At 63.9% G+C, this 15,675-nt stretch carries 12 protein-coding genes and 1 tRNA gene; 7 read left to right on the top strand and 6 right to left on the bottom strand.

The features are described from left to right. Nucleotides 1–38 precede the first annotated feature (38 nt). Nucleotides 39–2,312 carry a ribonuclease R gene (gene rnr / locus ACZ1JV_RS18425; protein WP_465149968.1) on the top strand — a complete coding sequence of 758 codons (2,274 nt, stop codon included), beginning with the start codon at nt 39–41 and terminating at the stop codon, nt 2,310–2,312. A gap of 38 nt (nt 2,313–2,350) precedes the next feature. Here rnr and ACZ1JV_RS18420 read toward each other — a convergent pair whose 3' ends face one another. Further along, nucleotides 2,351–2,806: a universal stress protein gene (locus tag ACZ1JV_RS18420; protein ID WP_395333247.1), complete on the bottom strand. Its 456-nt coding sequence runs from the start codon at nt 2,804–2,806 to the stop codon at nt 2,351–2,353. 173 nt (nt 2,807–2,979) lie between these two features. Here ACZ1JV_RS18420 and ACZ1JV_RS18415 point away from each other — a divergent pair, with 173 nt between their 5' ends. The 3 genes from ACZ1JV_RS18415 to lpdA are packed head-to-tail and all read left to right on the top strand — an operon-like array spanning nt 2,980 to nt 6,116. Then, the gene (locus tag ACZ1JV_RS18415) at nt 2,980–4,302 is read left to right on the top strand and encodes a pyruvate dehydrogenase complex dihydrolipoamide acetyltransferase (RefSeq protein WP_465149967.1); all 1,323 of its coding nucleotides are present in this window, start codon (nt 2,980–2,982) and stop codon (nt 4,300–4,302) included. Nucleotide 4,303: 1 nt separating this feature from the next. Beyond that, a complete protein-coding gene (locus ACZ1JV_RS18410; protein ID WP_465135247.1) occupies nt 4,304–4,696 on the top strand; it encodes an acyl-CoA thioesterase in 393 nt (130 codons plus the stop codon). A gap of 4 nt (nt 4,697–4,700) precedes the next feature. Beyond that, nucleotides 4,701–6,116 (top strand): dihydrolipoyl dehydrogenase, encoded by a 1,416-nt coding sequence (gene lpdA, locus ACZ1JV_RS18405; protein ID WP_465149966.1) that lies wholly within the window; start codon nt 4,701–4,703, stop codon nt 6,114–6,116. A 74-nt stretch (nt 6,117–6,190) separates the two neighbouring features. Here the strand turns inward: lpdA and ACZ1JV_RS18400 are convergent, their stop codons facing one another. Together ACZ1JV_RS18400 and ACZ1JV_RS18395 are read right to left on the bottom strand one after the other, a co-directional pair. Continuing rightward, nucleotides 6,191–6,505 carry a PilZ domain-containing protein gene (locus tag ACZ1JV_RS18400; RefSeq protein ID WP_465149965.1) on the bottom strand — a complete coding sequence of 105 codons (315 nt, stop codon included), beginning with the start codon at nt 6,503–6,505 and terminating at the stop codon, nt 6,191–6,193. A gap of 95 nt (nt 6,506–6,600) precedes the next feature. Continuing rightward, nucleotides 6,601–7,116, bottom strand: coding sequence for an N-acetyltransferase family protein (locus ACZ1JV_RS18395; protein WP_465149964.1), 516 nt, complete (start codon nt 7,114–7,116; stop codon nt 6,601–6,603). Nucleotides 7,117–7,500: 384 nt separating this feature from the next. Between ACZ1JV_RS18395 and acs the strand changes: the two genes are divergently transcribed. Beyond that, a complete protein-coding gene (acs, locus tag ACZ1JV_RS18390) occupies nt 7,501–9,450 on the top strand; it encodes an acetate--CoA ligase (protein WP_465149963.1) in 1,950 nt (649 codons plus the stop codon). Between the two features lie 94 nt (nt 9,451–9,544). On the opposite strand, the gene ACZ1JV_RS18385 is transcribed toward acs, so the two are convergent. Then, nucleotides 9,545–9,621, bottom strand: a tRNA-Arg gene (locus tag ACZ1JV_RS18385). Between the two features lie 571 nt (nt 9,622–10,192). On the opposite strand from ACZ1JV_RS18385, the gene ACZ1JV_RS18380 reads away from it, so the two are divergent. Next, nucleotides 10,193–10,699 (top strand): MarR family transcriptional regulator, encoded by a 507-nt coding sequence (locus tag ACZ1JV_RS18380; RefSeq protein ID WP_465149962.1) that lies wholly within the window; start codon nt 10,193–10,195, stop codon nt 10,697–10,699. A gap of 73 nt (nt 10,700–10,772) precedes the next feature. Next, on the top strand, nt 10,773–10,961 hold the full coding sequence (locus ACZ1JV_RS18375) for a hypothetical protein (protein ID WP_465149961.1): 189 nt from the start codon (nt 10,773–10,775) through the stop codon (nt 10,959–10,961). A gap of 38 nt (nt 10,962–10,999) precedes the next feature. On the opposite strand, the gene ACZ1JV_RS18370 is transcribed toward ACZ1JV_RS18375, so the two are convergent. After that, entirely contained in the window at nt 11,000–14,275 is a 3,276-nt protein-coding gene (locus tag ACZ1JV_RS18370) for an error-prone DNA polymerase (RefSeq protein ID WP_465149960.1), read from the bottom strand. Continuing rightward, nucleotides 14,272–15,660 carry a Y-family DNA polymerase gene (locus ACZ1JV_RS18365; protein WP_465152606.1) on the bottom strand — a complete coding sequence of 463 codons (1,389 nt, stop codon included), beginning with the start codon at nt 15,658–15,660 and terminating at the stop codon, nt 14,272–14,274. The genes ACZ1JV_RS18370 and ACZ1JV_RS18365 overlap by 4 nt, the downstream gene beginning before the upstream one ends. Between the last annotated feature and the right edge of the window lie 15 nt (nt 15,661–15,675).

Below are 15,675 nucleotides of genomic sequence, written 5' to 3'. Positions count from 1 at the left end.
CTTGGTTTGCCGCCAAGTGCGGTGTTATGCCTCGCCCCATGAACAAGACGCCCAAGTCGTCGAAACCGCGCCATGAGCCCGGTCTGCCCACGCGCCAGCAGGTGCTCGATTTCATCCAGAACGCCACGGAGCCGGCCGGCAAGCGAGAGATCGCGCGCGCTTTCGGATTGAAGGGGCAGGAGAAGATCCAGCTCAAGGCGCTGCTGAAGGACATGGCCGAGGAAGGCCTGATCGACGGCAAGCGTACCGCTTTCCACCGCATGGGCGGCCTGCCCAAGGTGACCGTGCTGCGGATCGTCGATATCGATGAGGGCGAGCCTATCGCCATTCCCGATACCTGGACGCCGGACGACGCTACCCCGCCGCCGCGTATCCGCCTGATCGAGAAGGGCCGCTCGGCGCTGAAGAAGGGGGACCGAGTGCTGTCGCGCACGGAAGAGACGCCCACCGGCTGGCGCGCCTATCCAATGAAGAAGCTGATGCTGCGCTCTGAACAGATGCTCGGCGTCGTGGAGATCGACGGTGCGGGCAAGGCCTGGCTGGCCCCGGTCGACAAGCGCATCCGCAACTCCTCGCCGATTTCCGATCTTGGCGGTGCCGAGAAGGGCGAACTGGTGCTGGCCGAGCCCATCGGCCGTTCCGCGCGCCCCTCGGTCAAGGTGACCGAAGTGCTGGGCGAACCGCTCGCGCCCAAGGCGTTCAGCCTGATCGCGATCCACAAGCACGGCATTCCCAACCACTTCGACGGCGACACCATTTCCGAGGCGGAGCGCTCAGCGAAGATGCCGCTCAGCCATGAAAAGCGTGAGGATCTGCGGCACCTGCCCATCGTCGCCATCGACCCCTCCGACGCGCGCGACCATGACGACGCGATCTGGGCGGCTCCGAACGAGCAGGGCGGTTTCGATGCGCTTGTCGCCATTGCCGACGTCTCGTTCTACGTTCGCCCGGGCGGCCATATCGACCGCGAGGCGCGGCGGCGCGGCAACTCGGTCTATTTCCCGGACCGCGTCGTGCCGATGCTGCCCGAAGTGCTGAGCGCCGACGTCTGCTCACTGCGTTCGGGCGAGGACCGCGCGGCCATGGCCTGCCACATGAAGATCGACGGGCAGGGCAAGGTGACTGAATGGCGCTTCACCCGCGCTATCGTCCGCATCGACGAGGTTATCGCCTACGAAGAAGCGCAGGCGCGTATCGACGAAGACCGCGCGCCCGAGCATCTGAAGCAGCTTTGGGGCTGCTGGAAGCTGCTGGCCGAAGCCCGTGCCGCGCGCGACCCGCTGGAACTGGAACTGCCCGAACGCCGCGTGAAGCTGGACGATCAGGGCCGCATCGCCGAAATCGCCATTCGCGAACGGCTTGATGCGCACCGTGTGGTCGAAGACTTCATGATCGCCGCCAACGTCGCTGCCGCCAAGGCACTGGAAGCCAAGGTCGCGCCGGTCGTCTATCGCATCCACGAGACGCCGAGCCGCGAGAAGCTGACGACGCTGAAGGACTATCTGGCGACGTTCGGCCGCAAGCTTTCGCTGGGGCAGGTCATCACGCCGGGCCTGTTCAACCGCATGCTCAAGGACATCGCGGACGAGAGCGAGAAGGCGCTGATCATGGAGGCGGTGCTGCGCAGCCAGACGCAGGCCTATTACGGGCCGCGCAACGAAGGGCACTTCGGCCTTGCGCTCGGCTCCTACGCGCACTTCACTTCACCGATCCGCCGCTATGCGGACCTTCTGGTCCACCGCGCGCTGGTCGATGCCTATGGGTTGGAGCAGCCGAAGCCGGATGGCGACATCCCGGCGACTTCAGGCCTGTCCGAGCGTGACCGGGACGATCTGGGCCGTGTCAGCGAGGCGATCAGCACGGCCGAACGCCGCGCGATGGAGGCCGAGCGCGAGACGATCGATCGTTATGTGGCGGCGTGGCTGTCCGGCCGCGTGGGTCAGGTCTTCGACACCCGCATCACCGGCGTGCAGAAGTTCGGCTTCTTCGCGACGATCATCAGCCTCGGCGGCGATGGCCTCGTCCCGGTCTCGACCTTGGGCGACGAGCGCTTCGCCTATGACGAGAAGGCGCAAGTCCTCGAAGGCGAAAGCACGGGCACCAGCTATGCCGTCGGCCAGATCCTGCGTCTGCGACTGGCGGAAGCGAATCCGCTGACCGGCGCACTGAAGTTCGAACTGGAGGAAGGCGGCGGCCGCATCGAACAGCGCGGCAGGCCGCAGGCGCAGTCGCTCAAGAAGAAGGGCAAGCACTTCGTCGGCCAGCGCGGGCGGCCCGGCAACATCCGGCACCAAGGCCGGAAGAAGAAGTGAGGCAATCGGCTCCGATCCGGAGCCGATAAATCTGGGGCTTAGCTCAGACGCTCGATCGCTTCGGCATCGAGCGTCCCTGGGATCACGAAGACGGGGCAGGGCATGTGGCCAAGGCCCGCCCCGGTGAAGTGCGCGACCAGCGGACCCGGCCCGCCTTCCTTCGCCGCGCCCAGAACGAGTGCGGAAACCTCCGGATGCTCCTTCAGGTATTCGCGCACGATCTTGATATCCTCGCCCATGCGGACGGAGATCACTGGCATCTTCGCGCCTTGGGAAAGCAGGTTTCCGGCCGCCGCCGTCACCAGCGTTTCCGCGCGCGCGCGGGCTTCTTCCTCGATCGTGGCCTGTACGCCGCCGAAGGCATTGAACGGCTGCGGCGGTACCAGAGCGAGAAGATGCAGCACGCCGTCGGTCTTGGCCGCGCGGCGGGCGGCGAACTGAAGGGCGACCAGCGCCTCTTCCGTCTCGTCTACAATAACCAGATAGACGCGCATGATTTTTAGCCTTGATCCCCTTGGGATGCGCTTATCAGGCCATTCAGGTCTCTGCGCAAGGGATCACGAATGGCGAAAGGATTGCGAAGGCGCTTGTATGCTGCGCGCAACTTGTCCAAGGAAAGGCCAACCCCGCACACCTCCCCAGGATAACAAGGGACTCACAAGCTTCCATGCCCATCGAGATCAAGATGCCCGCCCTGTCCCCCACGATGGAAGAGGGGAAACTGGCGAAATGGCTGGTTAAGGAAGGCGATACCGTCAACTCCGGCGACATCATGGCCGAAATCGAAACCGACAAGGCCACGATGGAATTCGAAGCCGTCGACGAAGGCGTCGTCGGCAAGATTCTGGTGCCCGAAGGCACCGAAGGCGTGAAGGTCGGCACCGTGATCGCTGTGATCGCCGGTGAAGGCGAAGACGCCAGCGCCGTTGCCGCCGCTCCCGCCAAGGCTGATACGCCTGCCGCTCCGGCTCCGGCCGCTGCGCCTGCTGCTGCCCCGGCTCCCGCCGCTTCGGCACCTGCCGCTGCTCCGGCCAGCAAGGACGGCCGCGTGGTCGCCTCGCCGCTCGCCAAGCGTGTTGCCGTCGCCAAGGGCGTCGACCTCGCTTCGGTTTCCGGCACCGGCCCCAAGGGCCGCATCGTCAAGGCCGACGTTGAAGCCGCTCAGCCCGGCACCGCCGCGCCGAGGGCTGCTGCGCCTGCCGCATCGGCCCCGGCCGCAGCGCCTGTCGCCGCCGGCGAAGCGAAGCCCGCTTCGGTCGAAATGGCTGCCGAAACCCGCGCTCTGCTTGACGACCGCATCCCGCACACCGTCGAAAAGCTGTCGGGCATGCGCAAGACCATTGCGCGTCGCCTTACCCAGTCGATGCAGGAAGCGCCGCACATCTACCTCACCGTGGACGTGCGCCTCGACAAGCTGATGGCCCTGCGCGCCGAGATCAACTCCATGCTCGAAAAGCAGGGCGTGAAGGTTTCGGTCAACGACATGCTGATCAAGGCCCTTGGCCGCGCGCTGATCGACGTGCCGGAATGCAACGTGACCTTCGCCGGTAACGAGCTGATCAAGTATGCCCGTGCCGACGTTTCGGTCGCCGTTTCGATCCCGGGCGGCCTGATCACCCCGATCGTCCAGAACGCCAACGGCAAGTCGTTCTCCGAAATCGCCAAGGCGACCAAGGACCTTGGCAAGCGCGCCAAGGAAGGCAAGCTTCAGCCGGGCGAGTATCAGGGCGGCACTGCCTCGATCTCGAACATGGGCATGATGGGCATCAAGCAGTTCACGGCCGTGATCAATCCGCCGCAGGCAACGATCATCGCCGTCGGCGCGGGCGAGAAGCGCCCGTGGGTCATGCCCGACGATTCGCTGGGCGTCGCCACCGTCATGAGCGCGACCGGCAGCTTCGACCACCGTGCGGTGGACGGTGCCGACGGCGCCCGCCTGATGGCCGCGTTCCGCGAATACATCGAAACGCCGCTGGGCATGGTTGCCTGAGATGGAAGACAAGACCAGCGGTTGCCCGCGTGACCCGGTGATCCGGGTCACGGCAATGCCGGCCGATGCCAACGCCTATGGCGACATCTTCGGCGGCTGGCTGATGAGCCAGATGGACATGGGTGCCGGTTTGATCGCCGCCCGTCGTTCGCGCGGCCGCGCGGTCACCGTCGCCATGGACGGCACCCAGTTCCACCTGCCCGTAAAGGTAGGTGACGAGGTTTCGGTCTATGGTGAGATCAAGCGGGTCGGCCGCACCTCGATGACGATCGCCATCGAGGCGTGGCGCCGCCATCGGCATGAAGAAGAAGAAGTGAAGGTGACGCAGGCCGTGTTCACCTTCGTCGCGGTGAACGAATTCGGCAAACCGCGCGTCATCGATCAGGAGAAGTAAGACAGTGGCTGATACCTATGACGTCATCGTCCTCGGCTCGGGCCCCGGTGGCTATGTCGCGGCGATCCGTTCCGCGCAGCTTGGCCTGAAGACCGCCATCGTCGAGCGTGAACTGCTCGGCGGCATCTGCCTCAACTGGGGCTGCATCCCGACCAAGGCGCTGCTGCGCTCGGCCGAGGTGTTCCACCAGATGAAGCACGCCAAGAACTACGGCCTTGCCGCCGACAACATCACGGCGGACCTGAACGCGGTCGTCCAGCGTTCGCGCGGCGTTGCCAAGCAGCTCAATCAGGGCGTCACGCACCTGATGAAGAAGTACAAGATCGCCGTGCACATGGGCACCGGCAAGCTTGTCGCTCCGGGCAAGCTGGAAGTGACCGGCGAGAAGGGCACCGAAACCCTCACCGCCAAGCACATCATCATCGCCACTGGCGCCCGCGCCCGCGACCTGCCGAACGCCAAGGCGGACGGTGAGCGCGTGTGGACCTATCGCCACGCGATGACCCCGAAGGAAATGCCCAGCAAGCTGTTGGTCATCGGTTCGGGCGCGATCGGGATCGAATTCGCCAGCTTCTACAACGACATGGGCGTTGACGTCACGGTCGTGGAGATGATGGACCGTATCGTGCCGGTGGAAGATGCCGACGTTTCGGCCTTCCTCGAAAAGCAACTGACCAAGCAGGGCATGAAGATCATGACCGGCGCCAAGACCAGCGATCTGGCCGTTGGCAAGGACGGCGTGAAGGTGACCATCACCGACAAGGCCGGCAAAGCAGCTGCGCACGAATTCAGCCACATGATCGTCGCCATCGGCATCGTGCCGAACGTCGAGAATATCGGCCTGGAAGATCTCGGCATCGAGCCCGACAAGCGCTTCCACATCAAGACGGACGACTACGGCCGCACCAACGTCAAGGGCATCTGGGCCATTGGCGACTGCGTGGATGGTCCGTGGCTGGCGCACAAGGCGAGCCATGAAGGCGTTACCGCTGCCGAGTCCATCGCCAAGGAACTGGGCAACAAGGACGTGCATCCGCACGCTCTCGACCGTCGCAATATCCCGGGCTGCACCTACTGCCACCCGCAGATCGCCTCTGTCGGCATGACCGAAGCGAAGGCGAAGGAAGCGGGCTACGACGTGAAGGCCGGCACCTTCCCGTTCATCGGCAACGGCAAGGCCATCGCGCTGGGCGAGCCGGAAGGCTTCGTAAAGACGGTGTTCGACGCCAAGACCGGCGAACTGCTGGGTGCCCACATGATCGGCGCGGAAGTGACCGAGATGATCCAGGGCTACGTCGTCGGTAAGACGCTGGAAACCACCGAAGCCGAACTGATGCAGACCGTGTTCCCGCACCCGACGATCTCGGAAGCGATGCACGAATCGGTTCTGGCAGCTTACGGCCGCGCGCTTCACATCTGAGGCAGCGACCGACAGCGAAAATGCGAAGGGCGGGCTGCGAGGCCCGCCCTTTTCGTTTGGGCTCAGACCCTGCCTCAGGCGCCTGCGGCGCGGGCGATATGTTCGAACACGGCGGTGTGCAGTGGCTCCGCAAAGGCGCAGCCGATGGTGTTGCCGCTGGTCCAGCAGATCCGCGCGCTCAGCATCTGAAGGCCGGGAATGCGGATGCGCAGCGGCATGTCTTCGCGCGCATCGGGAAGCCAGGCGATGCGGAAGCCGCCGGGCGAAAGATCCTCCAGACGGGCGACTTTCCAGGGGCGCGTGCCCTGGCGCACTTCGCACAGCAGCGAAAGGTCCACGCGGGCGCCGCGCTCAAGCTGATCCACGTCGTGGGGGGAAACGATTTGCAAGACAACCTCCGCCAAATGGATGGCTGTCTTGCAAGTTCGAGGCTTACCAAGGGGTTAGCGCCGCTGACGAATAGCGCCGAACCGGAGCAAACCCGTTAGCCAAAAGTCTTGGAAAGCACCACCAGTGTCGGATCGCCGGGGAACGATTCGGGGCTGAAACCCTTGTCGCGTTCCACTTCGATAGCGGCGCTGTTCTCGCGGCTTTCGATCGACATCACGCGCTTGCAGCCGCGGGCTTCGGCCTGCTTGCCCAGGAAATCGAGCATGGCCCAGCCAACGCCCTTGCCCTTGTGATCAGCGCGCACGGAAATCGCCACTTCGGCGGTTTCCAGCGAATCGTCATAGGCAAGCACGCCGGACGCCACGATCTCCCCGCTGGCCTTGTTCACGCCCAGCCACGATTCGGTGCGGAAGTGATCGGCCGTGACCAGCGGCGCGATTTGCTGCGCGCTCACCCGGTCCGCCGCCGCGAAGAAGCGGAAGCGCCGATCTTCGTCGGTCACCTGTTCGAAAAAGGATGTCAGATCCGCTTCGTCGCTCTCGTTTGCGGGGCGGACTTCGAGTTCGATGCCGGAACGGGTGGGAAGGGTGATTACGTCATTGAGGGACATGGACGAGACTCCGCAGAAAAGTGCTGGGTCGAGAAGTGCCGGTACCTTGGATCGCGGCGAGGGGCATGGCCTTGATCTGGATCAGTTCCATTCCCCTCATGATCCCGCCGCTGTGGTCGCGGCGTGGGTGCGGGGATAGCACAGGCCACGCCGCATGTCGCCCATGGCCGCGCGGCCCCGCGTGCAAGTGCGCGAATCCACTGCGTTTCGTCTCGACGGCGAGACATCATCGGACGGTGGGAAATGCCGAATTGGCCCGTTGCAACTGGCACTCGTTCCGCCAATCTCTAATGTCTGTTGTCGAAGCGATTGCGCGGGCCTGCCAGATGCTGGCAGAAGGTCCGCAATTGCCGGAAAAGCTCCACCGGAGAGGAGAAATACATCATGGCCGAGGCCATCTACCCCGTGCCCACGGAATGGGCGAAGAACGCCCTGATCGACGAGGCGCGCTACCTTGAAATGTACCAGCGGTCGATCGACGATCCCGATGGTTTCTGGCGTGAGGAAGCCCAGCGTCTCGACTGGATCAAACCATTCAGCGCCGTAAAGCAGACCAGCTTTCATGAGGCGGACTTCGGCATTTCCTGGTTCAGCGACGGCACGCTGAACCTCTCTGCCAACTGTCTCGACCGGCACCTAGCGACACGTGGCGATGACATTGCGATCCTCTGGGAACCGGACGATCCGAAGAATCCGGAACGCCGCATCACCTATCGCGAATTGCACGAATCGGTCTGCCGCTTCGCCAACCTGCTGAAGGCACGCGGCGTGAAGAAGGGGGAGCGCGTCACCATCTACCTGCCGATGGTGCCTGAGGCTGCCGTCGCCATGCTGGCCTGCGCGCGCATCGGCGCGATCCATTCGATCGTCTTCGCCGGCTTCTCTCCGGACGCACTTGCCGGCCGTATCCAGGACTGCGACAGCCGCATCGTCCTCACCAGCGACGAGGGCCTGCGCGGCGGCAAGAAGGTCGCGCTCAAGGCCAATGTCGACGAAGCGCTGAAGGCCTGCCCGGGCGTGGAGAGCGTGATCGTGCTCAGCCACACCGGCGCCGGCGTGCCGATGGTGGAAGGCCGCGACATAGACTGGGCCTCGGCCGTGGCGCAGCAGTCCGCCGATTGCCCGCCGGAGGAAATGAACGCCGAAGATCCGCTTTTCATCCTCTACACCTCCGGCTCCACCGGCAAGCCGAAGGGCGTGCTCCACACCACCGGCGGTTATTCGGTCTGGGCGTCGATGACGCATGAGTACGTCTTCGATTACCGCCCCGGCCAGATTTACTGGTGTGCGGCGGATATCGGCTGGGTGACCGGCCATTCCTACGTCGTCTACGGCCCGCTGATGAACGGCGCGACCACGGTGATGTTCGAAGGCGTGCCCAACTTCCCCGACGCCAGCCGCTTCTGGCAGGTGGTCGACAAGTTCCAGGTGGAGATCTTCTACGGCGCCCCCACGGCGCTGCGCGCGTTGATGCGCGAGGGCGACGACTTCGTGAAGAAGACCAGCCGCAAGAGCCTGCGCCTGCTGGGCTCGGTGGGGGAACCGATCAATCCCGAGGCGTGGGAATGGTATCACAAGGTCGTGGGCGAGGGGCGCTGCCCGATCGTCGACACCTGGTGGCAGACCGAGACCGGCGGCGCCATGATCACCCCGCTGCCCGGCGCCACCGCGCTGAAGCCCGGTTCCGCCAGCAAGCCGATGTTCGGCGTGAAGCCGATGTTGCTGGACAACGATGGCACCGTGCTGGACGGCGCGACCGATGGCTGCCTTGTCATTGCCGATAGCTGGCCCGGCCAGATGCGCACCGTCTGGGGCGATCACGAACGCTTCTTCCAGACCTATTTCACCACATTTGGCGGCTATTACTTCACCGGCGATGGCTGCCGCCGCGATGCGGACGATTACTACTGGATCACCGGCCGCATCGATGACGTGATCAACGTGTCCGGCCACCGCATGGGCACGGCGGAGATCGAATCCGCGCTCGTCGCCCATCCGGCCGTGGCGGAGGCGGCGGTCGTCGGCATGCCGCACGAGATCAAGGGGCAGGGCATCTACGCCTTCGTTACCTGCAACGCCGAAGTCGAACCGGACGAGGCGCTGCGCAAGGAACTGATCAAGTGGGTCCGTCATGAGATCGGCCCGATCGCCACGCCGGACGTGATCCAGTTCGCGCCGGGATTGCCCAAGACCCGGTCGGGCAAGATCATGCGCCGCATCCTGCGCAAGATCGGTGAGAACGACTTCTCCAACCTTGGCGACATCTCGACGCTGGCCGATCCCTCGGTAGTCGAAAACCTGATCGCCAATCGCCCGCAGCCGGCCACGGCATAAGTCGCACCATTCCACGCCCATGCTCCGGCGTTCCGGGGCATGGGTGAGGCGGCCTGGCGGCGGGTGCGGGCACGATCTGTGGTTTTAAGGAAAGTGGTGACCCCGGCGCGATTCGAACGCGCGGCCTACAGATTAGGAATCTGTCGCTCTATCCGGCTGAGCTACGGGGCCACTGCGGTTTGTGCCGCATCCGGAAAATGGCCGGGCTCTCCGCGATCCGCCCTGAAGGCGAAAGTGGGGAACTGATCACATTCCGTGGGCAATCCGATAACTACCCGCTCTCGTGCGATCAATCCCGGATTGCACCGCAAATGCCAAATCATGCGAATTTTGGTGTGCAATTTCTGCCGGTAACGGTGGTTTTCCGGGTTTTTGAGATGAACCCTGCCCCTATGCCGGACGCATCCGGCCGTTGGTGGCACTCACATAGCTAGGTCCACAGGACGCATGCCATGCGCCGATTGTGACTTTCAGGCACGCCTGCATACCTACTGGAGGCGAATAAAAAGCAGACATCGCGGGCTTTGCCGGGTGGGAGAAAGCGTGCGACCGCCAGGATAGTTCCCGCAATTATTGCTCCAATGGGCCCTTGCGGATTAACTTTCTGACACTCAGCATCCTATTCGCGTTCCGATCGTTGTACCTAGTGTGCAATCTCGCCCTTGCATTTGCGCGTGCGACAGTCGGGACTGATCTATTGAGCTCACTAGAACATAATCGAACGGGGAATCAGGATGAGGGCATGGCTTACGACAGTGAGCATGTTTTCCATCACAGGCTTGATGCGATAGAGAAAAGCCTTTCCAGCCTTGTAGGTGGTTTACAAATCCTGACACCGATGCTTCGAGAACATGACAGGGAGCGATATGTTCCCGATGTTCTTGGGCAAATTTCAGGGTGCGGCGAATTCGACGCAGAAAAATTGGGAAGGGCCGCGCGGCAGATTTACCGCAGTCGCCGAAAACGGGATGCCTTGATGCCCGCTCACTTGTTTGGTGAGCCGGCTTGGGATCTTCTCCTCGATCTCTTCGCTTCAACGTGTGAGGGACGCAAGATTTCGATAACCTCCGCGTGCGTCGCATCATCGGTTCCGTCGACCACAGCGCTTCGTTGGATATCGCTTCTGGTGGATGCCGGCTTTGTGATCCGGACGGTGGATCACACGGATGGCAGGCGTACTTTTGTGAATCTTACCCCAAAGGGGTACACCATAATGACCCAATATCTTCAGAATTACCTGAATATCTAAATATACCACGGGTGTGGGTCGCGCTCCCGCGGTATGCGTGTTAGCCCTCGATACGCATATCGAAAGGTCGAAAATGGGCGGACAAAAAATCTCGCTGGATGATGCGCGAGATATTCTGGAGCACTTGGAGAAAGCGCTGCATCTGCTGGATGAAGCGGGCCAGGAACGAATTGCCGTGCATGTCCAGATGGCGATCGACCTGTTTCAGGGATCGGCCGTTATCGCAGCGGAACAGAACGGAGCGGCGCCGATCAATCCCTGATCTATCCGCCTGGTTACCTGCCCCATCGCTTTTCGGCGCTAGTGGAAATCGCGCGACCTGGGCAGAATGCGTACGTTCCGGGGATGGCGCGCGCTGGATCCGGTGACTTGCCCACCAGGATGGCTTGTCCCGGGAGAATAACCGGGCCCACGAGGATGACCCAGGTGATCAATCTCGTCGCCGTGTCCGTGGTCGAATTTGCCTTTCTGCGTGTGTGACAGCATATCCAAGGCATCTGTGGCGTCGGTGATGGTCTTGACGATCAGGTGAACCACATCTTCCTTGCTGCGTTGCACTTCCCCTTCGATCACCATCAGGCGGGCCGCCATCAGCGCGCGGCGCTGTGGCTCCATTTCTCGCGCCCATAGCAGCGCATTGACCACGCCGGTCTCATCTTCGATCGTGATGAAGATCGCATTGCCCTTGCCCGGCCGCTGTCGCACCAGAACCACGCCCGCCACGCGCACTTTCGTACCGTCGCGCGCGGCATTGATCGTGGCGCAATCGGCCACGCCGCGCCGCGCGAAATGGCCGCGCAGAAACTGCATGGGATGGCCTTTCAGCGAGAGGCGCTGCGTCTGATAATCGGCGATCACTTCTTCCGAAGGCGACATGACGGGAAGCGGTGCCTCAGGTTCCTTGCCCAGTTCGGGACTATCCAGCGCGGCGAACAAAGGCAGTTGCATGGGCGGAACGCGGCGGCTTTCCCATCCCGCCTCACGCCGGCTTTGCCCCAGCGACCCGAGCGCATCGGCATCCGCCAGCAGGCGCAGCGCGCGGGAGGGCAATTCGGCGCGGCGGGCGATGTCTTCCATGGAAGCGATGGGGCGTTCCGCGCGCTTTTCCTTCAGCTTTTGAGCCCATTCCTTGCGAAAACCGTCGATCTGCCGCAGTCCCAGGCGCAGCACGCGCTCGCCTTCCAGCGTGTTGTGCCACTCGCTGGCGTTGACGTCGATCGGACGGACTTCAACCCCATGCTCCTGCGCGTCGCGCACCAGTTGTGCAGGGGCGTAGAAGCCCATGGGCTGGCTATTGAGCAAGGCGCAGGTAAACACCGCCGGATAGTGGCACTTCAGCCATGAGGAGACGTAGGCCAGCCATGCAAAAGCCTGCGCATGGCTTTCAGGAAAGCCATATTCACCGAAGCCCTTGATCTGTTCGAAACAGCGTTCGGCAAATTCGCGGGGGTAGCCCCGGCTCACCATGCCTTCGATCAGCCGGGGCTGATAGTGATGGACGGTGCCGTTATGGCGGAACGTGGCCATGGCGCGGCGCAACCCGTCCGCTTCGGCCGGCGTGAAACCTGCTGCGACCATGGCCAGTTTCATCGCCTGTTCCTGAAACAGCGGGACGCCCAGCGTTCTTTTAAGGACGCTTTCCATTTCGCCCTCAGGTCCCGGGAAGTCGACCTTCTCCTCCCCGTTGCGTCGCCGCAGGTAGGGGTGGACCATGCCGCCCTGGATCGGGCCGGGCCGCACGATGGCAACCTGGATGACCAGATCGTAGAGTTCCGCAGGCTTCATGCGCGGCAGCATGGATATCTGGGCGCGGCTTTCGACCTGGAAGGTGCCGATGCTATCGCCCTTCTGGAGCATCTTGTACGTCGCGGCGTCCTCGCGCGGGACGGTTGCCAGCGTCAGGTCGCGCAGGCCGTGATCGCGCAGCAGATCGAAGCTCTTGCGGATCGCGGTCAACATGCCGAGCGCCAGCACGTCCACTTTCATCAGGCCCAGGGATTCGAGATCGTCCTTGTCCCACTCGATGAACGTGCGATCTTCCATCGCGGCATTGTGGATCGGCACCAGTTCCTCAAGCGGCCCTTCGCTCAGCACGAAGCCGCCGACATGCTGCGAAAGGTGGCGCGGGAATTCCAGCAACTGGCCCACCATGTCGCGCAGGCGCGCGAGTTCGGGGTTGCCGGGATCGTACCCGGCTTCCGCAAGGCGGCTTTCGGGCAGTTCCTCCCCGCCCCAACTGCCCCATACCGTGCCGGACAGGCGGCTGGTCACATCCTCCGTCAGGCCCAGCGCCTTGCCCACCTCCCGAATGGCGCTGCGCTGGCGATAGCGGATGACGGTGGCCGCGATCCCCGCCCGATTGCGGCCATACCGTTTGTAGATGTACTGGATCACCTCTTCGCGCCGTTCGTGCTCGAAATCGACGTCGATGTCCGGCGGTTCGTCGCGCTCCTCGGAAAGGAAGCGGGAGAACAACAGCTTTTGCTCCACTGGGTCGATCGGGGTGACGCCCAGCAGGAAGCAGACCAGCGAATTGGCTGCCGATCCGCGCCCCTGACACAGTATCGGCGGACTGAGGCTGCGGGCGTAACGCACGATGTCGTGAACGGTGAGGAAATAGCAGGCGTAGTTCTTGCCCCGGATCAGCCGGAATTCCTCATCGAGCACAGCCCGGTATTCCGGCGGCAATCCTTCCGGAAAACGCGCCCGTGCGCCTTCCATCACCTGATGTTCCAGCCACTCCTGCGGCTGCCAGCCTTCCGGCACCGGCTCGTGCGGATATTCGTAGACCAACTGCTTCAGTGTGAACTCTATGCAGTTCTGCAAGTCCTGTGTTGCCGTCAGGGCCTCGGGACAGGCGCGGAACAGGCGCGCTATTTCCGTCGGAGGCTTCAGGTGACGTTCCGCATTTGGGGCAAGGCGGCGGCCGGCGGCCTGGATCGTTACACCTTCGCGAATGCAGGTGAGAACGTCCTGCATAGGCCGGTCCTCGGGCGTGGCGAACAGCGCATCGTTGGTCGCGATCAGTGGCACGCCGGTGCGTGCGGAAAGCGTCATTCGCTGCGCCAGGCGCCGGGCATCACTGCCGGCGCGGGGCATGGTGGCGGCAAGCCAGAGCCGGGGCGCTGCTGCGCGCAGGGTTTCGAGCAGGGCGGCATCGCCATCCATCACGATCAGCGCCATATCCTGCGCATGGGCCAGCAGGTCCGGCAGATGGAGGATGCAGTTGCCTTTGTCCGCGCGAAGATTGCCGAGAGTGAGCAGGCGCGTCAGCCGCCCCCAGCCGTGGCGCGTCATGGGATAGGCGACGATATCGGGCATGCCGTCGGCAAAGACCAGCCGGGCACCGACGATCAGCCGGAACCCGCCGGACGGACCGCCCAGTTGTTCCCAGGCCCTTTGCGCGCGGGCGACGCCTGCCACGGTGTTGCGGTCGGCAATGCCGATCCCGGTCATCCCCAGTGCATGGGCGCGGGCGACCATCGTTTCGGCATGGGAAGCGCCGCGCAGGAAGCTGAAATTGCTGGCGGCGACCGGCTCCATGAAGGGCGGCTGATCTGTCGGGGAAGCAGTCATGGAAACAGGCCGTGGAGATACCACTTCGGGCTGGCGGTTTCCTCGAACAGGCCGTGCCGGAAGATCCAGTAGCGGCGGCCCTCGGCATCCTCGATCCGGTAGTAGTCGCGGGTCGGCTGCTTGCCTTCAGAAAGGTGGCCGGTCCGTTTGCCCCACCATTCCGCGCCGATGCGTTCCGGCCCTTCGGCAAGGCGGACTTCGTGCAGCTTGCCCTTCCAGCGGAAGCGCTGCGGCGGACCGTCGGGCACGCCGGCGATGACGTCCACCGGCTGCGGAGGATCGAGCAGCAGCGCCGGGCGCGGCAATTGGCCTTCCGGCATGGGCCAGTCGACGAGCTTTGCCTCCATCGCGGGCAACAGCCTTTGCGCGACTTCCGGCAGATGCCGGTCGCATGGCATCAGTCGGCGGACGCGATTGGGGCCGAGGCGGACGCTCAGCCGATCGATCAGCGCGGAAAGATCGTCGCTGGCCTCCTCACGCGATCCTTCCAGGGCGATCTGGCGGGCGGGCAGGGGATCGGTGCGCGAGACGGCCAGTTCGATCGAATCGAAACCGAAGCCGGGATCGAGCGGGTCCGACAGCGTATCGATCCGCTCCTGCAGCAGCCGCAGGACGATGGCCGGATCGCGTTCGGGACGGCCGGTATCGACCGCCAGCCGCCGCCGTGCATTGTCGCTGCGGCAGAGCGTGACGATGAAACGGCGGCCGCCCAATTGGCGCGCTTCCATGTCCTGCGCGGCCTGTTCCAGCAGGTCTTCCACGGCATCAAGTGCGTCGTCGGTGCGGATCAGCGGTTCGGGAAAGCGCGTTTCCAGACGGATCGGCGCAGTAATGCGGCGCGGGGCGATCGGGCTGGCGGCTTCGCCCAGGATCTGGCGCAGGCGGGTGACCATTTCCTCCCCGAAGCGGGCCGCCAGCGTCTGCATCGGGCGTTTGGAAAGGTCCCCGATCCGTTGCAGGCCGGCACGGCGCAGCGCGGCCAGAGCATCCTCGGGCAGTTCCAGGGCGGAGACTGGCAGGGCCTGAACATCTCTATTTCCGGTCCCATGCCGGGCCAGAGCCCGCGCTGCCGTGGCGTTAGGACCCGAGGCGTGGCGCGCGGTATAGCCGGCCAGCGTCATCGCCTGCCGTGCCAGTTCCCCTTCGCCGTCGAACAAGTGCGTGCAGCCGGTCACGTCCAGCACGATGCCGTCGGGTGGATCGACCGCGACCATGGGGGTGAAGCGCACCATCGCCCTGACCAGCCGGTCAAGTTCGCGCGCGTCCAGCACCGGATCGGCGGGCCGGGTCACGAGTGTGGGGCAGCGCGCCCGCGCGTCGGCGAGCGTCATGCCGGTTTCCAGTCCGGCTTTTACGGCGAAGCCATCCACGGCAGAGAGGCGCAGGGCATTGCCGGTGCG

The organism is Novosphingobium sp. BL-S-19 (assembly GCF_055521675.1).
Note: the sequence above shows the minus strand (reverse complement) of the source record. Positions and strands in the feature narration are given on the sequence as shown.